This window comes from Mycobacterium dioxanotrophicus (assembly GCF_002157835.1).
Lineage (GTDB): Bacteria > Actinomycetota > Actinomycetes > Mycobacteriales > Mycobacteriaceae > Mycobacterium > Mycobacterium dioxanotrophicus.
The window spans coordinates 384794-407930 of sequence record NZ_CP020809.1; the positions used below are offsets into that span (position 1 = coordinate 384794).

General features: G+C 66.8%; 24 protein-coding genes. 5 read left to right on the forward strand and 19 right to left on the reverse strand.

Annotated elements, in window-relative coordinates; all coding sequences use genetic code 11:
• The first annotated feature begins 4 nt into the window (after positions 1–4).
• Entirely contained in the window at positions 5–1033 is a 1029-nt protein-coding gene (locus tag BTO20_RS01730) for an ABC transporter ATP-binding protein (RefSeq protein ID WP_087072857.1), read from the forward strand.
• Between the two features lie 9 nt (positions 1034–1042).
• On the opposite strand, the gene BTO20_RS01735 is transcribed toward BTO20_RS01730, so the two are convergent.
• Genes BTO20_RS01735 through BTO20_RS01745 form a run of 3 tightly spaced genes read right to left on the reverse strand, consistent with a single transcriptional unit; the run spans position 1043 to position 2846 of the window.
• Positions 1043–1621 carry an orotate phosphoribosyltransferase gene (locus tag BTO20_RS01735; protein ID WP_087072859.1) on the reverse strand — a complete coding sequence of 193 codons (579 nt, stop codon included), beginning with the start codon at positions 1619–1621 and terminating at the stop codon, positions 1043–1045.
• A gap of 33 nt (positions 1622–1654) precedes the next feature.
• Positions 1655–2452 (reverse strand): DUF2470 domain-containing protein, encoded by a 798-nt coding sequence (locus BTO20_RS01740; RefSeq protein ID WP_087072860.1) that lies wholly within the window; start codon positions 2450–2452, stop codon positions 1655–1657.
• 4 nt (positions 2453–2456) lie between these two features.
• Positions 2457–2846 carry a hypothetical protein gene (locus tag BTO20_RS01745; protein ID WP_087081453.1) on the reverse strand — a complete coding sequence of 130 codons (390 nt, stop codon included), beginning with the start codon at positions 2844–2846 and terminating at the stop codon, positions 2457–2459.
• 337 nt (positions 2847–3183) lie between these two features.
• Here BTO20_RS01745 and BTO20_RS01750 point away from each other — a divergent pair, with 337 nt between their 5' ends.
• Positions 3184–4413 carry a maltokinase N-terminal cap-like domain-containing protein gene (locus BTO20_RS01750; protein WP_198344444.1) on the forward strand — a complete coding sequence of 410 codons (1230 nt, stop codon included), beginning with the start codon at positions 3184–3186 and terminating at the stop codon, positions 4411–4413.
• A gap of 139 nt (positions 4414–4552) precedes the next feature.
• On the opposite strand, the gene BTO20_RS01755 is transcribed toward BTO20_RS01750, so the two are convergent.
• The 7 genes from BTO20_RS01755 to glgX all read right to left on the reverse strand — a co-directional run bounded on the left by BTO20_RS01755 (position 4553) and on the right by glgX (position 11807).
• On the reverse strand, positions 4553–5653 hold the full coding sequence (locus BTO20_RS01755; RefSeq protein ID WP_087072864.1) for an acyl-CoA dehydrogenase family protein: 1101 nt from the start codon (positions 5651–5653) through the stop codon (positions 4553–4555).
• A gap of 8 nt (positions 5654–5661) precedes the next feature.
• On the reverse strand, positions 5662–6822 hold the full coding sequence (locus tag BTO20_RS01760) for an acyl-CoA dehydrogenase family protein (protein WP_087081455.1): 1161 nt from the start codon (positions 6820–6822) through the stop codon (positions 5662–5664).
• Positions 6823–6919: 97 nt separating this feature from the next.
• The gene (locus tag BTO20_RS01765; RefSeq protein ID WP_087072866.1) at positions 6920–7672 is read right to left on the reverse strand and encodes an ABC transporter permease; all 753 of its coding nucleotides are present in this window, start codon (positions 7670–7672) and stop codon (positions 6920–6922) included.
• 67 nt (positions 7673–7739) lie between these two features.
• A complete protein-coding gene (locus tag BTO20_RS01770) occupies positions 7740–8567 on the reverse strand; it encodes an ATP-binding cassette domain-containing protein (RefSeq protein ID WP_087072868.1) in 828 nt (275 codons plus the stop codon).
• Positions 8564–9049: a MarR family winged helix-turn-helix transcriptional regulator gene (locus BTO20_RS01775; protein ID WP_232491317.1), complete on the reverse strand. Its 486-nt coding sequence runs from the start codon at positions 9047–9049 to the stop codon at positions 8564–8566. Before BTO20_RS01775 ends, BTO20_RS01770 begins: the two co-directional genes overlap by 4 nt.
• Before the next feature lie 52 nt (positions 9050–9101).
• The gene (locus BTO20_RS39830; RefSeq protein WP_198344222.1) at positions 9102–9392 is read right to left on the reverse strand and encodes a hypothetical protein; all 291 of its coding nucleotides are present in this window, start codon (positions 9390–9392) and stop codon (positions 9102–9104) included.
• Positions 9393–9665: 273 nt separating this feature from the next.
• The gene (gene glgX / locus BTO20_RS01780) at positions 9666–11807 is read right to left on the reverse strand and encodes a glycogen debranching protein GlgX (RefSeq protein WP_087072870.1); all 2142 of its coding nucleotides are present in this window, start codon (positions 11805–11807) and stop codon (positions 9666–9668) included.
• A gap of 80 nt (positions 11808–11887) precedes the next feature.
• On the opposite strand from glgX, the gene BTO20_RS01785 reads away from it, so the two are divergent.
• Entirely contained in the window at positions 11888–12703 is an 816-nt protein-coding gene (locus BTO20_RS01785; RefSeq protein ID WP_087081459.1) for an enoyl-CoA hydratase/isomerase family protein, read from the forward strand.
• On the opposite strand, the gene BTO20_RS01790 is transcribed toward BTO20_RS01785, so the two are convergent.
• The 9 genes from BTO20_RS01790 to BTO20_RS01830 all read right to left on the reverse strand — a co-directional run bounded on the left by BTO20_RS01790 (position 12696) and on the right by BTO20_RS01830 (position 21179).
• Entirely contained in the window at positions 12696–13247 is a 552-nt protein-coding gene (locus BTO20_RS01790; protein ID WP_087081461.1) for an isochorismatase family protein, read from the reverse strand. The two genes, BTO20_RS01785 and BTO20_RS01790, sit on opposite strands and share 8 nt — an antisense overlap.
• Before the next feature lie 23 nt (positions 13248–13270).
• The gene (locus BTO20_RS01795) at positions 13271–14572 is read right to left on the reverse strand and encodes a hypothetical protein (protein ID WP_087072872.1); all 1302 of its coding nucleotides are present in this window, start codon (positions 14570–14572) and stop codon (positions 13271–13273) included.
• A gap of 19 nt (positions 14573–14591) precedes the next feature.
• Positions 14592–15029: a hypothetical protein gene (locus BTO20_RS01800; protein WP_087072874.1), complete on the reverse strand. Its 438-nt coding sequence runs from the start codon at positions 15027–15029 to the stop codon at positions 14592–14594.
• The gene (locus BTO20_RS01805; protein ID WP_087072876.1) at positions 15026–15211 is read right to left on the reverse strand and encodes a hypothetical protein; all 186 of its coding nucleotides are present in this window, start codon (positions 15209–15211) and stop codon (positions 15026–15028) included. The genes BTO20_RS01800 and BTO20_RS01805 overlap by 4 nt, the downstream gene beginning before the upstream one ends.
• Positions 15208–17070 carry a hypothetical protein gene (locus BTO20_RS01810; RefSeq protein ID WP_087081463.1) on the reverse strand — a complete coding sequence of 621 codons (1863 nt, stop codon included), beginning with the start codon at positions 17068–17070 and terminating at the stop codon, positions 15208–15210. The genes BTO20_RS01805 and BTO20_RS01810 overlap by 4 nt, the downstream gene beginning before the upstream one ends.
• 93 nt (positions 17071–17163) lie before the next feature.
• On the reverse strand, positions 17164–17964 hold the full coding sequence (locus BTO20_RS01815) for a DUF427 domain-containing protein (protein ID WP_087081465.1): 801 nt from the start codon (positions 17962–17964) through the stop codon (positions 17164–17166).
• Between the two features lie 33 nt (positions 17965–17997).
• Entirely contained in the window at positions 17998–20382 is a 2385-nt protein-coding gene (locus BTO20_RS01820) for an ATP-binding cassette domain-containing protein (protein ID WP_087072878.1), read from the reverse strand.
• Entirely contained in the window at positions 20383–20793 is a 411-nt protein-coding gene (locus BTO20_RS01825; protein WP_087072880.1) for a VOC family protein, read from the reverse strand. It abuts the gene before it with no gap.
• A gap of 5 nt (positions 20794–20798) precedes the next feature.
• Complete coding sequence (locus BTO20_RS01830; protein WP_408632226.1) at positions 20799–21179, reverse strand: helix-turn-helix transcriptional regulator; 381 nt, start codon at positions 21177–21179, stop codon at positions 20799–20801.
• Positions 21180–21307: 128 nt separating this feature from the next.
• On the opposite strand from BTO20_RS01830, the gene BTO20_RS01835 reads away from it, so the two are divergent.
• Positions 21308–21841: a cysteine peptidase family C39 domain-containing protein gene (locus tag BTO20_RS01835; protein WP_087072884.1), complete on the forward strand. Its 534-nt coding sequence runs from the start codon at positions 21308–21310 to the stop codon at positions 21839–21841.
• 223 nt (positions 21842–22064) lie between these two features.
• The gene (locus BTO20_RS01840; RefSeq protein ID WP_428833525.1) at positions 22065–23132 is read left to right on the forward strand and encodes an IS110 family RNA-guided transposase; all 1068 of its coding nucleotides are present in this window, start codon (positions 22065–22067) and stop codon (positions 23130–23132) included.
• Positions 23133–23137: the final 5 nt, after the last annotated feature.

Below are 23137 nucleotides of genomic sequence, written 5' to 3' on the forward strand. Positions count from 1 at the left end.
CAATATGGGCACCGCGGTAGAACTCAACGACCTCACGCGGGTTTACGGCAATGTCAAAGCGCTCGACGGGCTCACCCTGCACATCGAACCCGGCGAACTGGTGGCCCTGCTCGGACCCTCGGGCTGCGGCAAGACCACCGCGTTGCGCATCCTGGCGGGACTCGACGAGGCCACGTCGGGCACTGTGCTGGTCGGTGGCCGTGACGTGAGTTCGGTGCCCGCCAACAAGCGCGACATGGGCATGGTGTTCCAGGCCTACAGCTTGTTCCCGCATCTGACGGTGTTGGACAACGTCGCCTTCGGGTTGAAGATGCGAGGTAAAGCCAAGGCCGACAGGATGTCTCGGGCCGCGGACATGCTCGACCTGGTGGGCCTGGGCGCGCACAAGGACAAGTACGCCGACGAGTTGTCGGGCGGCCAGCAGCAGCGTGTCGCGCTGGCCCGCGCGCTCGCGATCCGGCCGGGCGTGCTGCTGCTCGACGAGCCGCTGTCGGCGCTCGATGCGAAGGTGCGGGTGCAGTTGCGTGACGAGATTCGCCGGGTTCAGCTCGAAGTCGGCACTACGACGTTGTTCGTCACCCACGATCAGGAAGAGGCGCTCGCTGTTGCCGACCGGGTCGGTGTGATGAGCCAGGGCAAACTCGAACAGCTTGCCGCCCCGGCGGATCTGTACGCGAACCCCGCGACACCGTTCGTCGCGGAGTTCGTCGGACTGAACAATCAAGTACCGGCGGAGGTTTCGCAGGGCCGCGCGCACCTGTTGGGTACCTCGGTCCCGACGCTGGCCGGTTCGGTCGGGTCGGGCGGCGGAACGGCATTGGTACGGCCCGAGTCCATCACGGTGACTGCCGACACCGAGGGCGTTGCGCGGGTCAGTTCGGTGGCGTTTCTGGGACCGATCTCCCGGGTCTATGTCGCGATGCCCGACGGCGCGGTGTTGCACGCCCAGTTGGCGAGCTCGGCCGCGGCGGAGTTCAGCGCGGGAGACCCGGTGCGCGTCGGCGTACAGCCCGCGCCGGTCCTGGTGATCTGAACCGGGGGCTCAGACGTCCTTGACCGGTTCGATTCCGAGATCGCGGTAGGTCACCAGCGCCGCGAACGGTACGCCGCGCTTGGCGAATCGCCCGGTCGCGACGTCGCCGCGGTCGACCATCGGGATCACGCCGGTCACCACCACACCGAGTGGGACGATGCGCTCATAGGCGATCTCGGTGGATCCGCCGGTGCTGATCACATCGTCGACCAGTAGGACCTTCATGCCGGGCTGCAGGCGAGTGCCTTCGATCCACTGTTCGCGACCGCGGCTCTTCTGCTCTTTGCGCACCGAGAACCAGGCCTTGCCGGTTACCATCGCGACGCCGTGCGCCAGCGGATCGGCACCCATGGTCAGGCCGCCGACCGCGTCGAACTCGATGCCGCGAGCGGCGGCGAGGTCGGCGACCGCGCGGCTGACGATCGTCATCCGCTCGCCCGTGTCGATGGCGTACTTGCCGTCGATGTAATCGTGGCTGAGCTGACCGCTGGCGAGCCGGAACGGTTCCTCGCGGTGCTCGTAGCCGCGCGTGCGGATCAGCTCGAAGGCAGCTTGCCAGGTGTCCGGGCGCTCGGTGGCATCAGGCATAACGGCGATCGTATTGCACCTGCTCGCGTGGGCCTATCCCGCCTGGGCGCGGCTGGCCAACTCGACTGTGGCAGCCCGCAATTCATCGAATGAGGCGATGGGGGCGGCATAGCCGACGCGAGTGTAGGCGACCCCGCGATCGGTGGTGACCCGCAGATCGAGGCCGTAGCGGTCGGCGCCGGTGCACACCGCGGTGCTGGTGTCGGGATAGCCCCCGAGGGTGCGGGCCATCGCGAGCAATGACGCGGCGTGATCGGCGTTGAGATGTTCGACGGCGCCGGCTGCGCGCGGCGACACCGGGTCGGGTTCGGCTGCGGTGTAGTCCTCGCCGGCAGCTGAATCCATCCGCCCGTAGCCGCCGACCCAGCGCACGCGACGGACCCGCAGCACCCACAGCGTGAAGTCGCTGTAGTCGATGTAGTACTTCGCCGCTGCCACCGCCGCGAGGTGCGCCTCGCGGGCTGCAGCGGCCTCGGCGCCCGAGGGGCGTTCGGCGACACCGGCAAGCGTGACGCGCGCGCTGGCCAGTGGGTCCGCGTCGGCTCCGGGCGCCACGATCGCGATGCTCGCCCGCTGGTCGCCTGCGAGATTGCGGCCGTGCTCGGCCATGTTCGACACGCACAAGACCGGTGCCCCGTCGAGCAACCCGTAGGTGACGAACGATGCCCACGGGTCACCGGTGGCGGTGAGGGTGGCCAGCGTGCCGGTGTTGGTCGACGCGGCGACGGTGCGGGCTTCCTCGGCCGCCGACCGCCGGGTGGCCGCGGCGGGCGGGGTCAGCGGTGGCGGGACCGACGGGGCGTCGCCCGGGTCGCCATGATCTCGCGTCAGAGGATCAACCGCCCAGCGCGGCGATCAGATCCTTGATCTGCGCGGTCTCGGCTTCGGTCGCCGGTTCTTCGGCCTCGACAGCTTCGATGAGGTCCTTGCGCAGGCCGACGCCGTTGGCGGCTTCCCGGGTGGACAGCTTGGCGCGGCCGCGCGCGACGTAGAGCCGCTGCCCGAGCGTGGCGCTCGGCCCCTCGGCGGCGGCGGTCATGAGCTCGTCGTAGCGACTGCGGACGCCGCTGAGCGCGACGATGACCGACGGTGTCACCCGGCTGCGAGCAGCCGCCTCGGACAGCGAACTCTGCAGCTTGCGCAGCCCGCTCAGCACAACCGAGGCCCGTTCGGGGAACTCCGGATCGCTGACGGGCGGCAGTGCGTCGATCGCGGCGGAATACATGTGCATCGCCGCATCAGACAAACCGACGATTACCGGTGCTTCGCCATCGTTAGGCGCCGACTCACCCACAGGGCCATCCCTCAATCGAATTGTTGGGGCGATCTCTCCGGCAGACCGCCACGGACAAGATCAAATTCGGGGAAAACGTAACCCGTCCTGGGCTCTTATTCAACCGTTAGTTTTCCCGCAAACTCGCGCGTGTCAGCGAATCACGTTGCTGGCGGCTGGGATCGGCAGAGACACAGCGAATCGTGACATCAGACGGCGGTTCATCGGGGCCTTCAGTGGGTACGTTTGAAGACTGATGGAGGACATCGACGGAGCAGCCCTGCAGGTTCTGGACATCCCGTTCGACGCGTGGCTACCGCGGCAGCGGTGGTACGCGGGTCGCGGCCGCACGCTCAGTGCCGCCAAACCGGTGCTCACCGTCCCCTTGCGGGACGACTTGTACCTGGTGCTGTTGGACGCGACGTACATCGACGGCACCGTGGAGCGCTACCAGGTGATCATGGGCGTCGGCCAGCATCCGGGTCATGCCGGCGCCGCCATCAGTTCCTACGACGGTCGGACCGCGTACGACGGCTTGTTCGACGCGGATGCGGCACGCTATCTGCTGCAGCTCATCGATGACGCGACGACGGTCGGGCCGGTGGAATTCGCGAAGGAACCCGGAGCGCGGCTCCCGTTGGATGCCCCGCCACGGGTCTCGACGGCCGAACAGAGCAACACCAGTGTGGTGTTCGGGCGCGACGCGATGCTCAAGGTGTTCCGCAGGGTCACCGCAGGTGTGCATCCCGACATCGAACTCAACCGGGCGCTGGCGCGGGCGGGCAACGAACATGTCGCGCGGCTGCTGGGCTCGATCGAAACCCGGTGGGGCGGCGAGCCGTGCGCGCTGGGCGTGGTGTCGGAGTTCGCCGCCGATTCCGTCGAGGGCTGGCATATGGCCACCACCGGCGACTCGGACTTCACCGACGAATCCCGCCTGCTCGGTGCGGCCGTGGCCTCCGTGCACACGTGCCTGGCCGACGTGCTCGGCACGGACAGTGTCCAGTTCCCGGTCGACGTGATGGTGGACCGGCTGACGACGGCCACGCAAGCAGTGCCCGAGCTCTACGACTACGCCCCGCGTATCAAGCAGCGCTACCGGGACCTGTCCGGTCGGCAGATCACGGTGCAGCGCGTGCACGGCGATCTGCACCTCGGCCAGGTGCTGCGCACCCCGCAGCGCTGGCTGCTCATCGATTTCGAAGGTGAGCCGGGAAAACCGTTGCCGCAGAGGCGTCGTCCCGACTCCGCCGTGCGTGACGTCGCAGGCATGATGCGGTCGTTCGATTACGCCGCCTATCAACGGCCCGGAGTTGCCGCCCAAGCCTGGGCGGACCGTAACGTGGCGGCGTTCTGCGACGGGTACGCCGCTGAATCCGGAGCTGATCCACGCGATTCCGCGGATCTGCTGGCCGCCTACGAGTTGGACAAGGCGGTGTACGAGGCGGCCTACGAGGCCAGGCACCGGCCGGATTGGTTGTCCATCCCGATGGGATCGATCGACCGGCTCCTGCGCTGAGTTCTCCTCGCGCGGTTCTCCCTGTGCGGTTCTCCCCGCGAACAGACACGCGGGTCCGCGACACGCCGCGTTTGGCGTACCCCAGTGTCTGCTCGCCGAGGGAACTCTCGCCCAGGGGGAAGCCTCGCCCAGGAACTGGCTACAGCGTGACGATCTGGTAGTCGGCCAGCCCGCCCATCAGGGTGTGCAGCTGGTCCTGCGACGATCCGAGGGTGTGCTCGATCGCGGTGAGCCGGGCCGCGTAATGCCCGACGGGGTACTCCGCGGTGATGCCGATGCCGCCGTGCAGCTGGATGGATTCCTGCGAGATGTGCCTGCCCGAGCGGCCGATCTGCAGCTTGGTGCGGGCCGCGATCACAGGGTCGAAGTCGCCGTCGGTGATCGACATCGACGCATAGAGGCCCATGCTGCGGGCCAGCTCCAGCGACACGTACATGTCGGCGGCGCGCTGGGTCAGGGTCTGGAACTTGCTCAGTGTGACGCCGAACTGCTTGCGCGCCTTGAGGTAATCGGTGGTCAGCCGCAGCGACTCCTCCATGGCACCGACTGCCTCGGCGCACAGCCCCGCCGACGCGCGGATCAAGGCGCGGGTGATGGTGGCGCCGGCGTCGACCGCGTCGCCGAGAGGCTCGGCGGGCGTATCGGCCAGGTCGATCTGGGCGCCCCGCTGCCCGTCGAACGTGCGGTAGCTCTCCCGGGTGACCGCGGCAGCGTCGACGAGGAACAGCCCCGTCCCCCCGTCGGGCAGGGCCGCGCTGACGATCAGGGTGTCGGCATTGTCGCCGGCCAGCACGGGGTTCTTGCGGCCGGTGAGCGCCCACGAATCACCTTGTCGGACAGCCGTTGTCGCGACGGTGCCGGACGATCGCATGCCGGGCTCGGCATGGGCGAAGGCCAGCAGGCGCTGCCCGGCGGCGACCTCGTCGAGCAGTTGCCGCTGGGCGTCGGTGCCGGCCTCGGCGATGATCGACCCGGGCACCAGCGCGGCGTGCAGCACCGGCTCGGGCGCCAGCCTGCGCCCGATCTCGGCCTGCACCACCATGATCTCCAGCGGGCCGCCGGCGTCCTCCTCGAATCCCAGTCCGAGAACGCCGATCTCAGCGAGCTGGGCCCACACTTGCGGGCTGTAGCCGGGATCGGTGTCGATGGCCTTGTTGCGCTTCTCGGTGTCGTAGCCCGACAGCACGTCGCGTGTGGTTTCGGCCAGCAGGGTCTGTTCTTCGGTCAGCTGAAAGTCCATGATTCAACTCACAATCCGAGAATGGTGGACGCGATGATGGTGCGCTGAACCTCGTTGCTGCCGCCGTAGATCGAGGTTTTGCGGTAGTTCAGGTAGTGCGGTGCGGCCTCTTGGGCCCACTCGGGCGATGCGATGGTGTCGCCTGCCTCGTACGGCAACGCGTCGACGCCTGCGACCTCGACCAGAAGTTCTGTGGCGGTCTGCTGCAGCTGGCTGCCGCGCAGCTTCAGAACCGACGACGCCGGGTTGGGTTTGCCGTCGGCGGAGTCGGACGTGACCCGCATCTGGGTGAGTTCCAGTGCCAGCACGTCGTTCTCGGCCTCAGCCAAGCGTGCGGCGAACAAAGGGTCCGACAGCAGACCGTTGGCGGCGGCCCGCTCCTTGGCCTCGGCCAGTCGCACCTTGGTGCGGGCCACCTGCGCGATGCCGGTGCGCTCGTTGCCGAGCAGGAACTTCGCGTAGGTCCAACCCTGGTTCTCTTCGCCGACAAGCTGATCGGCGGGCACCCGGACGTCCTCGAAGAACACCTCGTTGACCTCGAAGCTGCCGTCGACGAGCTTGATGGGACGCAGCGTGATACCCGGCGTGTTCATGTCGATGAGCAGGAACGAGATGCCCGCCTGCTTCTTGGGTGCCTGCGGGTCGGTGCGGACCAGGCAGAAGATCCAGTCGGCGTACTGGCCCAGCGTGGTCCAGGTCTTCTGGCCGTTGACCACGTAGCTGTCCCCGTCACGCACCGCGGTGGTGCGCAGCGAGGCCAGGTCGGAGCCGGCCTCGGGCTCGGAGAAGCCCTGGCACCACCAGATGTCGAGCGCCGCGGTCGGCGGCAGGAAGCGTTCCTTGATGGCCTGGGAGCCGAACTCGGCGATCACCGGGCCGACCATCCGGGCGTTGAACGTCAACGGCTCCGGCACGCTGGCCAGCTGCATCTCGTCGAGCCAGATCTGGTGCTGAGTGGGCGTCCAGTCCTTGCCGCCCCACTCGACAGGCCAGTTGGGGACCGCCAAGCCGTGATCGTTGAGGATCTTGTGCGCGGTGACGATGCCGTCCTTGCCGAGTGGCTTACCCAGCCGGTTGCGTTCACGAATCTCGGCGGGAATCTGGGTGGTGTAGAAGGTGCGCAGTTCGTCGCGGAACGCAGCTTCCTCCGGTGTGAGCGCCAGTTGCATGACCATCTCCCTGCTCCGTGGATCTGACAGCACACTAAACCACCGGTTGGTTGGGTAGCGAAACGGCCAGGTCAGGGGGCCGTTCTCAGCGGACCGGTCAGCGCACCAGTCGGCGCAACAGCGCCGAGGAGGCGGCGATACCGAGCACCGCGGCGACGATCAGCACCGTGACGTCGACGACCCAGTTGGTCGGCGTGCCGATCAGCAGCCCGCGCAGAGCGTTGACCTCGTAGCTCAGCGGATTGATCGTCGACAGTGCGCGCAGCCAGCCCGGCATGATGTCGACGGGATAGAGCGCATTGGACGCGAAGAACAACGGCATGGTGATGGCCTGGCCGATACCCATCAACCGGTCGCGCTTGCGGACGAGACCGGCCAAGGTCATCGACAGGCACGCGAAGAACGCCGCGCCGAGCACGACGATGGCCATCGCGGCGAGGATCCGCAGCGGGTTGGCCGTCATCGAGATGCCCATCAGGTAGGCGAGCACCACGACGCCGACCACCTGCGCCACCGAGCGCACGCCGGCTGCGAACGCCTTGCCGGTCACCAGCGCCGAGGCCGGTGTCGGTGTCACCATGAGCTTGGCCAGGATGCCCGCGTCGCGGTCCCAGATGATCTGGATGCCGTAGAAAATCGAGATGAACAGGGCGGACTGCGCGATGATGCCCGGCGCCAGGAAGGTCAGATAGGGCACGCCGCCGGTGTTCACGACGTGTAACCGGCTGAACGTCTGCCCGAAGATCAGGAGCCACAGCGCGGGCTGGATCAGGCGGGTGAACAACTCGGTGCGGTCGTAGCGCAGCTTCTGCAACTCCACGAGCGCGAATGCTCCGACGCGCACGGCCATACCGCGTACCCGACGCCAGCCGCGTGGCGCGAGGACCAAATGTGTCGGGGCCGACGGAGTCGGAGCATCAACTGACACGGCGTGCCGTCCTTCGGCTCGAGCGGACCTCGCGGATACCCGAACGTCGAGTGTCCTCGCCGAGTTCGGAGCCCGCGTAGTGGCGGAAGACGTCTTCCAGCGTCGCGCCGTCACCGTGACCGGACACCGACTCCTTGAGAGCGGCCGGCGTGTCGACGGCTTGTAGCCGGCCGTGGTGCATCAACGCGACGCGGTCGCACAGTGCGTCGGCCTCGGCCATGTAGTGGGTGGTCAGCAGTACCGTCATGCCGAATTCGGCCTGCATGCGCTGCACCTGTTCCCAGACACTGTCGCGGGCAATGGGATCCAGCCCGACAGTCGGTTCGTCGAGGATCAGCAGCAGCGGCCGGTTGACCAATGCCTGCGCCAGCTCCAGGCGCCGCACCATGCCGCCGGAATAGGTGCCCGCCGGCTCGTCGGCGACGTCGAGCAGGTGCATGCCCTCCAGTGCGAGGGTGACCCGCTCGCGCAGCTCGACTCGCGGTACGTCGTAGAGCCGGGCGAACAGCTCGACGTTCTGCCTGCCGGTGAGTGCGGGCTCGATCGAAAGCTGTTGCGGCACGTAGCCGATGTTGTGGCGGATGTCCATGGTGTGGTGACGGGTATCGAGTCCGAAGATTCGGACCTCGCCGTGTTGGACCGGGGTCAGAGTGGTGAGCACCCGCACCACGGTGGTCTTTCCCGCGCCGTTGGGGCCGAGCAGGCCTAGGGTCTCGCCCTGGCGCACCTGCAGGCTCACCTCCTCGACCGCGGTGAACTGCCCGTAGCGATGGGTCAGGCCGCGGCAGTCGACGGCGAGCAGATCGTTGGTCGTCATGCCTTCACCGCCTCTGGGGTGTCTCGCAGCTCGGCATCCTCGTGCAGCAGCCGGGTCAATTCGGAGAGCACGTCCAATCCTTTTGTCAACGCGTCAATTTGGCCGGGTTCGAGCTTGGTCAACACGGCCGACAGCGCGGCACGGCGGGCGGCCCGGGATTCATCGGCGACCCGCTGTGCCGACTCCGTGAGCGCCAGGCGTCCGACGCGGCGGTCGGCGTCATCGACGGTCCGGATCAGCAGTCCGTCGTTGACCAGCCGCGACACCAGTGTCGATGCGGTGTTGGGCACCAGGCTGAGTTCGGCGGCAGATTCGCGCACCGAGATGCCGGGACGCCGACCCACCAGGCGTACGAGTTCGGCCTGGGACTGCGTCAGCCCCGCCGCATCGAACCCGCCGCCGGTGGATCGACGGAGCTGCCGCCGAAATCGGCCGACGACACTGAACAGGTCGCTGATCAGATCTCCGTACGCATCCACCACGTCGTCCACGATACCTCTGTAACAGAGGTATCGCAGATGCCCGGGGAGTACGTCAGCCGGTTCGGTGGCTGACGTCGCGTGGCTGCTGGGGCTTAGGAAGGGTGGTGGTCGGTTTTGGGTGGTGAGCCAGGCTTGGTGTTGGCGTTGTTGTTCGGTGTTGAGGGTGGCGGCGTTCGGCGGTGATGCGGTCGCGGCGGTCGTGGTCGCGGGCGTCGTTGGCGCAGACGGTGGCGGCCAGGGCATCGAGTTCCCCGATCAGCGCCAACCGGCGCGCGATCGCCGCGGCCTCCGCTCGCCCGGCATCGCTCAACCCGTCGATCAGGTCTGTGATGTCCTGAGACATCACAGCCGACACCTCAGAGCCTGAGCGCAGGGGTCTGGGTGCCCCAAAAATCCACGGTTTCGGAATGTGTCGGCGTGTGCCCGGATTGCCGCAGCCGTGGCCGCAGGGTAGTTGCCGCCGCTCTTCGGCTGCTACCCCCGGCCCGCCCGGCCGGTGGCACGAACTCGAAAGCTCGGTGCCTGCAAGGCGGCCACGGCTGCTACTTGCCGAAGGTACCATACTTCCTGGTACGGACCGGCGTATCGATACAGTGAGCAACGCTCGCCGTGGCGCTCAATCCTTTTCGGCGCGCAACACCAAAACCGCCCGGGATTCCACGCTCACCTTCGCTCCGGCCTTCAGAGGCGTGTCGTCGAGGTTTGCGGCGGTGCTGATCACCGGCGTCCACTGCGCCGCGAAGTCCTTCGGCGGCAACACGAACTCGATCGGTTCGTAGTGGGCGTTGAAACACAGCAGGAACGAGTCGTCGACCACCTGCTGACCGCGCACGTCCAGATCCGGGATGCCGTGCCCGTTCAGGTAGACGGCCACCGACTTGGCGTAGCCGGTTTCCCAGTCCTCGGCCGTCATATCGGAGCCGTCGGGTGCGAGCCAGGCGATGTCGGGTGCGCTGGGAGCGCCGGGCTGGCGCACCGGCCGCCCGTCGAAAAAGCGTCGCCGCCGGAACACCGGGTGGGCGGCCCGTAGTGCCGACACCGTGCGGGTGAACTCCATCAACTCCGAATCGGCTGTGGCCCAGTCGATCCAGGTGATCTCGTTGTCCTGGCAGTATCCGTTGTTGTTCCCGCCCTGGGTGCGGCCGAGTTCGTCGCCGTGGCAGATCATCGGAACGCCTTGGGACAGAAGCAATGTAGTGAGGAAGTTGCGTTCCTGGCGGGCCCGCAGCGCGAGAATGTCCGGGTCGTCGGTAGGTCCCTCGACGCCGCAGTTCCACGACCGGTTGTGGCTCTCGCCGTCGTTGTTGCCCTCGCCGTTGGCCTCGTTGTGTTTCTCGTTGTAGGACACCAGATCCCGCAGCGTGAAGCCGTCATGCGCGATGACGAAGTTGATCGAGGCGACAGGGCGGCGCGCGGTGTGCTCGTACAGGTCCGCGGACCCGGTCAGCCGGTAGGCGAACTCGTCGAGCGTGGCGGGCTCACCGCGCCAGAAGTCGCGCACGGTGTCGCGGTACTTGCCGTTCCACTCGGTCCACTGGGGCGGGAAGTTGCCCACCTGGTACCCGCCGGGCCCGACGTCCCACGGCTCGGCGATCAGCTTGACCTGGCTGACGGTCGGATCCTGTTGCACCAGTTCGAAGAACGTCGACAGCTTGTCGACGTCGTAGAACTCCCGGGCCAGTGTCGAGGCCAGGTCGAAGCGGAACCCGTCGACGTGCATCTCGGTGACCCAGTACCGCAGCGAGTCCATGATCAGCTGCAGCGAATGCGGATGACCGACGTTGAGGCTGTTGCCGGTTCCGGTGTAGTCCATGTAGTAACGCTTGTCGTCGTCGACGAGCCGGTAGTAGGCCGCGTTGTCGATGCCGCGCATGGACACCGTGGGGCCCAGGTGGTTGCCCTCGGCGGTGTGGTTGTAGACCACGTCGAGGATGACTTCGATGTCGGCCTCATGCAGCGCGCGCACCATGGCCTTGAACTCCTGCACCTGCCCGCCCGGATTCGGGCTGGACGAGTACTTGTGGTCCGGCGCGAAGAACCCGATGGTGTTGTAGCCCCAGTAGTTCGACAGGCCCTTCTCGATGAGAGTCGAGTCGTTGGCAAAGTGGTGCACCGGCATCAACTCGATCGCCGTGACGCCCAGCGACTTCAGGTGCTCGATGATCACCGGATGCGCTACGGCCGAGTACGTGCCCCGGATCTGCTCGGGGATGTCCGGATGCGTCTCGGTGAGCCCCTTGACGTGGGCCTCATAGATGACCGAATCGGCGTACTCGTGATTCGGCGGCCGGTCGACGCCCCAGTCGAAATACGGGTTGATCACCACCGACTTCGGCATGCTGGCCGCCGAGTCGTCGTCGTTGCGGCTGTCCTCGTCGCCAAAGGTGTAGCCGAACAGCGACTGGTTCCAGTCGAACGTGCCGTCGATGGCCTTGGCATAGGGGTCGAGCAGCAGCTTGTTGGGGTTGCACCGGTGCCCGGCCGACGGATCGTACGGACCGGTCACGCGATAGCCGTAGCGCTGACCCGGCTCGATGTTGGGGACGAACCCGTGCCAGATGAAGCCGTCGACCTCGGGCAGCGTGAGGCGCGCCGTCTCCGTGCCGTCGGCGTCGAACAGGCACAGCTCCACACGCTCGGCAACCTCGCTGAACAGCGCGAAATTGGTGCCCGAGCCGTCGTAGGTGGCGCCAAGGGGGTAAGCCTTACCCCGCCAGATTTCGAGTTCGGGTTCCGTGGTTCGCTCGGCTGGATTCACAATCCGACTTTACGGGTCCGCTGCGTTGCGTGACCATCGGACGGATCGCGCGCCATTTGCCGGATGGAAGGGGAATCACTGTGCTTACCGGCTCTGAGCTGCCGAAATACCGCACGCTGCGGGTTGTGGTTGACCGTGGCGTCGTGACCGTCACATTGCACCGTCCGGCGCATCGCAACGCTTTCGGCGACGGTATGCGCGAGGAACTGGCCGACGCGTACACGTGGTGCGACCGTGATGACACCGTCCGCGTGATCGTGCTCACCGGCGAGCCGCCGGCGTTCTGCGCGGGTGCGGATCTCACGGCGGGCGAGGACACGTTCACCGCGCCGGGACCGGACTTCAGCGCGGCCGGGGTCGCGGTGCCGGCGTGGACGCTGGCCAAGCCGGTGATCGCCGCGGTCAACGGACACGCCGTGGGGCTGGGCCTGACGTTGGCGCTGCAGTGCGATATCCGCATCTTCGCCGCCGACGCGCGCTACGGCGTCGTGCAGGCCCGGCGCGGCATGATCGGCGACGCGTACTCGCACTGGATCCTGCCCCGGTTGGCCGGCATCTCCAACGCGGCCGAAATCCTGTTGACAGGAAGCACTTTCGATGGCCACCGGGCCGTCGAGCTCGGGCTGGGCAGCCGGGTGCTGCCCGCCGACCAGGTGCTGCCCGCCGCGCTCGAACTCGCTCATGACATCGCGACCAACACCGCACCGATGGCGGTGGCCGCCAGCAAGCGTCTGCTGTGGGATTCGCTCGAGCTGGACCGCACGGCGGTGGGCGCCCGGGAGACCGAGATCCATCTGCGGCTGATGGCCCACGACGATGCGCGCGAGGGCGTGCGGGCTCACGTCGAGCGTCGGGATCCGCGCTGGACGGGCTTGCCGCAGGATCCGACTAACTGACTTCGACGCCCGCCGAACGCAATTCGGCGATCGCCGCGGCGGTGCTCTGCGGGGCGACTCCGGCGGTGAGCCCGGTGAGCACGCGGGTCCGCAGACCGGCTTTGGCCGCGTCGGCTGCTGTGGCCGCCACACAGTAATCGGTCGCGATGCCCACCACGTCGACGGCATCCACATCGTGGCCGCGCAGCCAGTCCGTCAACGTCGTACCGGAATCGTCGGCGCCCTCGAAACCGCTGTAGGCGGCCGAGTAGTGCCCCTTTGTGAACACGGCCTCCACCGCACTCGCGTCGAACTCGGGGTGAAACGCGGCGCCCGGCGTCTCCGCCACACAGTGCCGCGGCCACGAGTTCTGATAGTCGGGGTGCTCGGAGAAGTGCTCACCGGGGTCGATGTGGAAGTCCTTGGTGGCCACGACGTGGTCGTAGCCATGGTCGCCTGCGAGCAGTTCGGTGATCGCCCGAGCGACGGTTGCTCCGCCGGCCACCGCCAGCGAACCGCCTTCACAGAAGTCGTTCTGGACGTCGACGACGATGAGTGCGCGCATGGTGTTCATTGTGCGCTGCGGCGTCACCCGCCGAACAACAGATACAAACCGGTGAACGTGTAGCCGACCATCACCAGCATCATCGACAGCTGGCCGGTGAGCTGGTGGCGCTTGGGCAGCAGCTGCAACGCCCGGTCGTGAGCCGCGATCACGCCGGCGACGTGCCCGGCGAGCACGCACCCGACCTTGAGGCTCGCGAGCACCGAAGGATGAAGCGACAGAATGTAATTCACGCTGACGTTGTCGAGCCCGAGCAGCAGGATCACGGTCTGCTGGCCACGCTCGACCAGGTAGGACAGGTAGTGCGCGAACACGTAGCCGATGACGATCGGGATGAGCGAATGCGCCATCAGCCCGGGTAGTTCGCGGCGGCGCTGCCGGTCCACGCCGCCGGTGGCCCGCGCGGCGGCGCTGAAGGTGAGGGCCACTGTCGTGGCGAACACCAGCAGCCCGGCCGTGCGGATGAGCGACGCCGTGGCCGGGGAGCCGGAGTGCGCGTCGACGAAGTTGCGCCACTGCGGCATCGCCGAGAAGCTGTCGAACGCCGTGGAGCCAAGCAGCACCGCGAGCGTCGCGACGACCCCCGAGCGCACCGGAAGCGTCGGCAGGTGATTGAACGGATTGCCGATGACGATCTGCCCGTCGTGCCGCCGCAGCGGGGACAATCGCGACGCCACCATGCTGTAGACGTCGAACGGATCGGCCCGGGAAAGCCACGGCTCACCGCAGCACATCGCGCCGACGAACGTCACCGCGACATATGCCAGAAGCCAGTAGCGGATCGCGGCGAGCGACGCCGGGTCCGGGCTCGCCAGTTCCAGCCAGACGAACGCGAACAGCCCGGCGGCCGCGGGCCAGTAGCCCAGCCGTTCCGGGTAGTGCCATGGCCGCCGGCGGACCGCGAGGCAGACGACGCGGTAGACCGTGCGGACGGGGGAGAACACCCGCCACACCGGCCCGAACGCCAGGGACAACGCCACCAGGCCCACCCACAGCAGCACGTAGAACACGCCGGGGAGCGGATTCTTGGCGTCCTGCGGGCCGATTGACGAGGCGATGGTCACCCACCCGGCGAACCCCAGGGCGATCAACCGCACCGCCCAGCGGGTGACCGGTGAATCCACGGTCTCCTGCACCCAGCCCGGCAGGGCCCGGCCCGGTTTGTCCGGGTCGAACCGCGGCCGGCGCCAGGCGAACGCGACGACGGCGAACGTGAACGTCAACGTCCACGCGGCCCCGAGCAGCGCATACGTATACGGGATCGGCAGATCGGTAGAACCGCCCAGGCCGTGGGCCAGTACGGCGGTGCGGACGTGAGGAGCTATCAGGATTCTGGCTCCGGCGTCACTGCTGCACTTGCACGCTGGCGATGGTGCGGTTCAGATGATGCAGCTCGATCTCGACGGTGCCTGGCACGTCGACGGTGAACTGGAACTGCTGACCGGCGCGCGGCTCGATCTTGAAGGTGTGGTCCGGCGTCGAGTGCACGTGCAGTTCGTCGGCCGCGTCACTGTTGACGCGTACCACGATGGGCTCTTTCACCTTGCTCTGCAGCGACGCGTTGGTCGGTGTCACCTCACCGGCCTTGATCGTCACGTCGATCACCAGGCGGTTGGGAGCCTGCTGCTGGTTGGTCATGTCGGACGGGGCGACGGTGGTCACCGACGGGGTGGTGGAGGCGGCGCTCTCGGCGGTCTTGGACTTGTCCGAGCCGCTGCATCCGGCCGCCAGGAGTGCTGCGGCGGCGGCCAGGACGATCACTCTGTTTGTACGCGTGGTCACGGTGAACCATCTTCGCCTGTAGTGTCCCGCGATTCATCTTCATCGCCCGGTTCGTCGTCGGTGTCGGGATTGCGGCGGTCCCGCCGGGCGATGTAGACGATCACCCCGACGACCACGACAGCGGGGACGAACGCAGGCAGCGCCAGCAGCAGCGTGTGATCGGCCAGGTATGTCTGAGTCACGTCTGCGGCTGTACCGGTCGGGGGCCGGAGGCCTTGCTGCCGGTCTCCAGTTCCTTGGCGTTGATGCGGCCTGCGCCCCACGTCAGGCCCGCGATCAGCACCAGCGTGCACACCAGGACCACGAGCGACGCGACGTTGTAGAGCCAGGACGGGTGGTTGAGGTTCCGTTCGCGCTGCAGGATCGTGATCTCCTGGACGAAGGGACGCGTCGTGGACTGCATCGCGGGTGTCTCGGGTGCGCCGATGCCGGGGTCGGCAGGCAGGAAGATCGGTATCCCGGTCATCGTGGTGCCGTCCTGGACGCGCAGCAGGGTCTTCCAGGCGCCCGACACCGGGATCGGCTCAGTGGACCGGTAGTGACCGGGGCCGACCTTGTCCAGCCGGTCCACCACGAGCCCGCGGTGATGCGCCAGACCGCCCTGCCACGACAGGATCGACACCCATTCCGGATTGTCACTGACCAGGCCAGGCGGCGTGATCTGCACGTCGGCGGCCACCATCCGCTGCCCGCCGGTGTTCGACAGCTCGGTCAAACTGATCGTGGCGCCGGCATTTTGCGGTACCTCGGTGCGTAGGCCGTTGGCCACCGCGCCGCCGAGCACCAGGACCGTCACGACGATGATCGAGATGCCGATCGCGGGGCGGGGGAGACGTTGCCCGGTCAGCACGAGGGCCAGCAACGCGCCGCACACACCCATGGCGATGGCGACGGGAATCGCCATCGCCAGGGCCTCGCCCCACATGCTTTGTGGCCACGGATAGTGGTAGACCGCGCCGATCCACAACGATTCCAGCCACAGCCCCACGGTGGCAACGCCGAGTCCGCCGACCGCACCGAAGATGATGGGCCGCTTTACAAGTGGGGTCAGCGCCAGCAGTTCGACCACCAGCGCAGGGCCGAGATACAGCGCGAACCAGCTGATCGGTGCGCCGAGGATGGGGCCGACGATGAAGGCGACGGCACCGCGCAGCGCGACGGCGAAGGCGGCCGCGATGAGCGCCGCACCCGGGCCGAGCACGAGCCGCGCCGCGACGGCGGCCAGGGCGGCCGCGCCCGCGATCATCATCGGCTGCAGCACGAGACGGAACTGTTCGACGCCGAAGTCGTACTCGATCTGGAACACCGACAGCCCGATGAACAGGCCGCCGAAGGACAGGAAGTACAGGAACTTGTTGAACTTGCTGTCCTCGGGCACATCCGGCCCCATGGCCACCCGGCCCTCGTGCTCGAGCAGCAGCACCGCGATCAAAGACAGGCCGGCGCCGCCGATCAGCATCAAATGCGTTGGGCCCCACAATGTTACGTCTTGACCGAAGATGCGATGCCAGATGTCGTCGAGCGGGAAGCCGATCAGTGCGTACAGACCGCACAACGCCATCAGGACCCCGCCCACCGGGGCGTACCAGGTGCGCGTGATCCTGATCGCGGCCGGCCCGGGCTTGTCATAGGGCAGCACGATGGCCATCGATCCGGCAATGAACAGCAGGAAGAGTCCGACCAGGATGAAATAGTGCGCGGGGTTCGCCAGCGGACCGGGATCGCGGCCTTTGCCGATGTGCAGGCTGACATCCCAGATGAACCCGAACAACGCACAGATGATGGTTGCGGTGAACAGGAACACCTGCAACGCGACCCAGGGTGGGCGATGGAACTTGCGGCCCAGACGTTCTGCGAAGCTGCTCAGCCACGTGATGCGGCGCATCCGGTGCAGGTATCCCACCCACAGCAAGGCAACGCTGACCACCAATGCGGCAGCTGACATGCCGATCACCTGATCGAGAGCTGCGCCGCCGCCCTCGGTGCCGGCCGCAGCCCAATGCGAAACTGCCTGGATTGAGACCTCCGGTGAACCCATCATGATCCCCACCCACTGACTATGTCCGGATGACTTTGGTCAGTGGTGATGTTGCCAGAACTGGTCAGGTCAAAACCAGACCTACCGAATCAGCAGTCAGCGGGTACTCCACGGGGTCACCGGGCGTTCACGCGGCACGTCGTCGAGTGTGACGTCGACTCGTTCGTCGAAAAAGCAGATCAGCCCTCGCACGGGGCCGGCGTCCTGCAACGGGTCGTGGTAGCTCCACGCCACATCGGCAGGACCGTCCGGTAGTGAGTAGTAGCTTGCCCGGCCCTTGTACGCGCAGAAGCTGATCGTGTTGCTGTCGGCGAGCGGCACCGCCACGTCCTGGCGGGGAAGGTAGAAGCGTGTCGGCAGCAGTGTCTCGAAAAGCAATGTGGGATGGTCGGATTCGGCCAGTAAGCGGCCGTCGAGTTCGATGCGGATGTGCCGGCTGCTGCGCAGGACGTCGATGCGGTGGAACGGGTCGCGCGGGTGGGCGACGATCGGTTCGTCTTCCTCGCGCCACTCGAAGGCGGCGAAGTCGAGGATCAAGTACCCGTCCAGGTCCGGATCGTCGGGCTGATAGGCAGCGGCAGCGCCGGTTTCCTCACCCGCGATGACGTCGTAGGTGGTGCCCGGGCAACTGTGGGTGGTGAACGGCACGGAGGGGTCGAGAAATCCGGGGATCTCATCGTCGTTGCCTGCGGCGCCGGCGGGAACCAGCCCCGCAGTGAGTGCCGTGCGGGGCACCGCGTAGGTCGGCAGGACCCGGCGCGGTTCCCACACCAGCACGGCCTCGCAGGTGTCGGCGACCGGTTCACCGCCCATGCAGGCACGGATTCGCTTCGCCGTCGGTTGATAGCGAAGCGAGTTCAGATGTTCTGCCAGTAGGTTGGACACCTTGGCGGCCATGCCGTCCATTATCGGCCGGTTGGCCGAGAACTGTCAGGTACCGACGTAATCCGCGAGGTGTTTCCCGGTCAGCGTGGCCCGAGCTGCGACCAGATCGGCCGGGGTGCCCTCGAAGACCACCTGGCCACCGTCGTGGCCCGCGCCGGGGCCCAGATCGATGATCCAGTCGGCGTGTGCCATGACGGCCTGGTGGTGTTCGATCACGATCACCGACTGCCCCGCATCCACCAATCGGTCGAGCAGAGCAAGCAGTTGGTCGACGTCGGCCAGATGCAGGCCGGTGGTGGGCTCGTCGAGGATCAGCACATTGCCGGCGTCGCCCATGTGGGTGGCCAGCTTGAGCCGTTGCCGCTCACCACCGGACAGTGTGGTCAGCGGCTGGCCGAGGCTCAGATAGCCCAGGCCGACATCGCCCAGCCGCTCCAGGATCTTGTGCGCTGCAGGCACTTTCGCCTCACCGCTGGCGAAGAACTCGGTTGCCTCGGCGACCGGCATCGCGAGCACCTCGCTGATGTCGCGACCGCCGAAGGTGTAATCCAGTACCGACGCGTCGAACCGGCGCCCTTCACACACCTCGCACGGCGACTCGACCGTGGCCATCACCCCGAGGTCGGTGTAGATGAGCCCGGCGCCGTTGCACGACGGGCAGGCACCCTCCGAATTGGCGCTGAACAGCGCAGGTTTCACGCCGTTGGCCTTCGCGAACGCCTTGCGGATGGGCTCCAGCAGTCCCGTGTAGGTGGCGGGGTTGCTGCGCCGCGAACCCCTGATCGGGGCCTGGTCGACCGTCACCACGCCGTCGCGTCCCGAGACCGATCCGTCGATCAACGAACTCTTGCCCGATCCGGCCACCCCGGTGACAACGACCAGCACCCCGAGCGGGATGTCCACGTCGACGTCGCGCAGATTGTGCGTGCCGGCGCCGCGGATCTGCAGTGCGCCGTCGGCCTTTCGGACCTCCGGTTTCAGCGCGGCCCGGTCGTCGAGATGCCGTCCGGTGACGGTGTCGCTGGCTCGCAGCTCTTCGACGGTGCCCTCGAAGCAGACGGTGCCGCCCGCGGTGCCCGCGCCGGGCCCGAGGTCGACGACATGATCGGCGATCGCGATGGCCTCGGGCTTGTGTTCGACGACCAGTACCGTGTTGCCCTTGTCCCGCAATGCGAGCAGCAGCTCGTTCATCCGGGCGATGTCATGCGGGTGCAGCCCGATGGTGGGTTCGTCGAATACATAGGTGACGTCGGTGAGCGACGATCCGAGATGCCGGATCATCTTGGTGCGCTGGGCCTCTCCGCCCGACAGCGTGCCCGATGGACGGTCCAGCGACAGGTACCCCAGCCAGATCGTGACGAAAGAGTCCAGCGTGTGGCGCAACGACGCCAGCAGCGGCGCCACCGATTTGTCGTCGATGCCGTTGATCCAGTCGGCGAGATCGCTGATCTGCATGGCGCACACCTCGGCGATGTTGTGCCCCTTGATCTTCGACGAACGGGCCGCCGCGGTGAGTCTGGTGCCGTCACAGTCGGGGCAGACGGCGAACGTCACGGCCCGCTCGACGAACGCGCGGATGTGCGGCTGCATGGCGTCGACGTCCTTGGCCAGGAACGACTTCTGGATCTGCGGTATCAGCCCCGCGTAGGTCAGGTTGACGCCGTCGACCTTGATGCGGGTGGGCTCCTTGTACAGCAGCGCGTCGAGTTCCTTCTTGGTGAACTTGCGGATCGGCTTGTCCGGGTCGAAATAGCCGCAGCCCCGGTAGATCCGGCCGTACCAGCCGTCCATGCTGTAGCCGGGGATGGTCAGGGCGTTCTCGTTGAGCGACTTGCTGTCGTCGTACAACGCGGTCAGGTCGATGTCGCTGACAGAGCCCCGGCCCTCGCAACGCGGACACATCCCACCGGTGATGCTGAAGCTGCGGCGTTCCTTGGTGGTGCGGCCGCCCTTGGAGACGGTGACCGCGCCCGCGCCGCTGATCGATGCCACATTGAAGGAAAATGCCTGCGGTGAACCGATATAGGGCTTGCCGATCCGGCTGAACAGGATGCGCAGCAGTGCCCCGGTGTCGGTGGCCGTACCGACCGTGGAGCGTGGATCGGTACCCATCCGCTGCTGGTCGACGATGATCGCCGTGGTCAGGCCGTCGAGCACATCAACCTCGGGCCGGGCCAGGTTCGGCATGAAACCCTGGACGAACGAGCTGTACGTCTCGTTGATCAGCCGCTGCGACTCGGCGGCAATCGTGCTGAACACCAGCGAACTCTTCCCCGAGCCGGACACCCCGGTGAACACCGTCAGGCGCCGCTTGGGCAGCTCCACGCTGATGTCTTTGAGGTTGTTCACGCGTGCGCCGTGCACGCGGATGAGGTCGTGGGTGTCAGCCGGGTGGAGCTGGGTCGTCTTGGCTCCCTTGGTCACTGCCATTCAGCGGATCTCCTGCAGGCGGATGAGGTTGCCGGCCGGGTCACGCAACGCACAGTCGCGGATGCCGTACGGCTGATCGGTCGGTTCCTGGATGATCTCCGCGTCCGTCGCCTGCAGTCTCTCGAAGGTGCTGTCGAGGTCCTTGGTGGCCAGGAGCAGGCTCGCGAAGGTGCCCTTGGCCATCATCTCGGCGATGACGCGTTGCTCTTCGTCGGTGATACCAGGCGTGGCCGCCGGCGGGAACAACACGATGGAGACATCGGGCTGGTCTGCCGGTCCGACCGTGATCCAATGCATGCCGTTGTAGCCGACGTCCTTGCGGATTTCGAAACCGAGGATGTCGCGGTAGAAGGTCCTGGCGGCCTCCGGGTCGTTCTGCGGGAGGAAGCTTGAGCTGATGGTGATGTCCATGTCCGTCACGCTAATTGCGGGTTGGGGGTCGACGCTTCTCGATTCCTGATCGGTCTGGTCACCTGCTTGGCGACGCACGACGGAATACCCTCGGCCGAGTCGGCCATCTGCTGGCGGTAGGTGCTTGGCGGGATGCCGACGAGTTCGGTGAAGCGGGTACTGAATGTGCCCAGCGACGAGAACCCGACTGCGAAGCACACTTCCGTCACCGTCAGATCGCCGACCCGAAGTAGCGACATGGCGCGCTCGATACGCCTGGTCATCAGGTAGCTGTACGGCGACTCCCCGTAGGCCAGCTTGAACTGTCGGGACAGATGCCCCGCCGACATGTTCACCCCACGTGCGAGCGCTTCCACGTCGAGGGGCTGGGCGTAGTCACGGTCCATCCGATCGCGCACACGGCGCAGCAGCGCGAGGTCGCGCAGTCGTTGCACGTCGGGGCTGTTGGCCACCTGATCGATGCTGCCACAAGTGGCCCGGCGCACGCTTTGGCGGCGGCGGTAGGCTGCGGGCGGTGACACCGGCACAGCTGGCCGCGCTGGGATTGCGGCAACGTGACGGTGTCACCTGCGGCCCGACCGTCGCGGTGGTGGCGGGCGTGCTGATGGATCCGGCATACCGCGCGACCTTGCTCGGGCCCGGAGGTCGGGAGTGGTTCTCCGCCGAGCAGCATCGGGTCCACGACGAGATCAACCTCCTATGGCCCCGCCGGCTCGGGGCGACACCGGCAGGCATGGCGCAGGCGCTGACCCGCCACAGCGCCGGAGTCGCCTACCGGTGGCGGCCTTTTCGCGGGAATCAAGATGGTTTGGCCGATGTCCTGGCTGCGCTCGATACCGGGCGTCCGGTCGCCATACTGGTCGGTGGTCACGGAATCCCACGGCACTGGGTGCTGATCGTGGCGGCGGCCGGCAACGTGCTGCAGTGTTACGAGCCGTCATCGGGAATGGTGGTGCCCGTCGACATCGCGGCGATCCGCGAAGCACGTCTCACCGGGCTCGGATTTCCCCGGCCGTTCGCGTTCGTCCTGCCGCGCCTGAGTCGGTGAGTAGCGTCGAAGTCAGTGTCAGGGTGAGGTTGCCGCTTGTTGCGGTGGTTGGATCCTGATCACCTGGTGTCTGGCTCGTAGCGTCGCTGCCGCCTTTGGGTTGGCATCCATGGGTTTTGTCGGCATCAGGTGTGAAGGACCGGCCGGCGTGACTTGATAGGAGCGTGGCGTCGCCCCCACTGAGATGTGTCCGCCGACCGGCCCAACCGTCACCTCACAGTGAATGGAGGCAACCACCATGGTTGTTGTTGGAGCCGATGTGCACAAGCGCACGCATACCTTCGTCGCCGTTGACGCGGTCGGACGCAGACTCGGCGAGAAAGTCGTCAAGGCCACGACGCAGGGGCATCGTCAGGCGGTGCAGTGGGCCCGGAACCAGTTCGGTACGGAGTTGGTGTGGGCGATCGAGGATTGCCGACACTTGTCGGCGCGGTTGGAACGCGATTTGTTGACGGCCGATCAAAAGGTGGTGCGGGTACCGCCGAAAATGATGGCCCATGCCCGGGCGTCAGCGCGTACGCGCGGCAAGTCTGATCCGATCGACGCGCTGGCAGTTGCACGAGCTTACTTGCGTGAACCGGACTTGCCAGTGGCCTCTCACGACGAAATCTCGCGCGAGTTGAAATTGTTGGTAGACCGACGCGAAGACCTTGTGGCGCAACGGACGGCGACTATCAATCGGTTGCTGTGGCGGGTTCATGAATTGGATCCCGATCGGGCTCCGAAACCGGCGTCGTTGGATCGTGCCAAACACCGCAAGCTTCTCAGCGATTGGCTAGGCACCCTGGACGGCCTCGTCGCCGAGCTGGCCCGCGACGAGCTGTCCGACATCACCCGACTCACCGAGCAGATCAACGTCTTGGCCAAGCGCATCACTGAACGCGTGCGCGATGTTGCCCCGGTGCTGCTGGCGATGCCGGGCTGTGGAGAGCTGACCGCAGCCAAGATCATCGGCGAAACAGCCGGCGTCACCAGATTCAAAAGCGAAGCAGCCTTCGCCCGCCACAGCGGCGTGGCACCGATCCCGGTCTGGTCAGGCAACACTGCCGGCCGGGTCCGGATGACCCGCTCAGGCAACCGTCAACTCAACGCCGCCCTACACCGCATCGCAATCACCCAGATCCGTCTGGACGGCCTCGGCCAGGCCTACTACCGAAAGCGGCTGGCCGCCGGCGATTCCACCACCGAAGCGCTGCGCTGCCTCAAACGCCGCCTCGCCCGGGTGGTCTTCGGCCACCTCCACACCGACCACCAAACCCGACAACAGCCATGCCAACCGGCAGCGGCTTGACATAG

What these genes read in the sequence shown, in the direction of transcription:
- BTO20_RS01730 (WP_087072857.1), top strand. Translation starts at nt 5, where the DNA reads ATGGGCACCGCGGTAGAACTCAACGACCTCACGCGGGTTTACGGCAAT.
- BTO20_RS01735 (WP_087072859.1), bottom strand. Translation starts at nt 1,621, where the DNA reads ATGCCTGATGCCACCGAGCGCCCGGACACCTGGCAAGCTGCCTTCGAG.
- BTO20_RS01745 (WP_087081453.1), bottom strand. Translation starts at nt 2,846, where the DNA reads ATGTATTCCGCCGCGATCGACGCACTGCCGCCCGTCAGCGATCCGGAG.
- BTO20_RS01755 (WP_087072864.1), bottom strand. Translation starts at nt 5,653, where the DNA reads ATGGACTTTCAGCTGACCGAAGAACAGACCCTGCTGGCCGAAACCACA.
- BTO20_RS01760 (WP_087081455.1), bottom strand. Translation starts at nt 6,822, where the DNA reads ATGCAACTGGCGCTCACACCGGAGGAAGCTGCGTTCCGCGACGAACTG.
- BTO20_RS01765 (WP_087072866.1), bottom strand. Translation starts at nt 7,672, where the DNA reads ATGGCCGTGCGCGTCGGAGCATTCGCGCTCGTGGAGTTGCAGAAGCTG.
- BTO20_RS01770 (WP_087072868.1), bottom strand. Translation starts at nt 8,567, where the DNA reads ATGACGACCAACGATCTGCTCGCCGTCGACTGCCGCGGCCTGACCCAT.
- BTO20_RS39830 (WP_198344222.1), bottom strand. Translation starts at nt 9,392, where the DNA reads ATGTCTCAGGACATCACAGACCTGATCGACGGGTTGAGCGATGCCGGG.
- BTO20_RS01790 (WP_087081461.1), bottom strand. Translation starts at nt 13,247, where the DNA reads ATGCGCGCACTCATCGTCGTCGACGTCCAGAACGACTTCTGTGAAGGC.
- BTO20_RS01810 (WP_087081463.1), bottom strand. Translation starts at nt 17,070, where the DNA reads ATGATGGGTTCACCGGAGGTCTCAATCCAGGCAGTTTCGCATTGGGCT.
- BTO20_RS01815 (WP_087081465.1), bottom strand. Translation starts at nt 17,964, where the DNA reads ATGGCCGCCAAGGTGTCCAACCTACTGGCAGAACATCTGAACTCGCTT.
- BTO20_RS01820 (WP_087072878.1), bottom strand. Translation starts at nt 20,382, where the DNA reads ATGGCAGTGACCAAGGGAGCCAAGACGACCCAGCTCCACCCGGCTGAC.
- BTO20_RS01825 (WP_087072880.1), bottom strand. Translation starts at nt 20,793, where the DNA reads ATGGACATCACCATCAGCTCAAGCTTCCTCCCGCAGAACGACCCGGAG.
- BTO20_RS01830 (WP_408632226.1), bottom strand. Translation starts at nt 21,179, where the DNA reads ATGGACCGTGACTACGCCCAGCCCCTCGACGTGGAAGCGCTCGCACGT.
- BTO20_RS01840 (WP_428833525.1), top strand. Translation starts at nt 22,065, where the DNA reads ATGGAGGCAACCACCATGGTTGTTGTTGGAGCCGATGTGCACAAGCGC.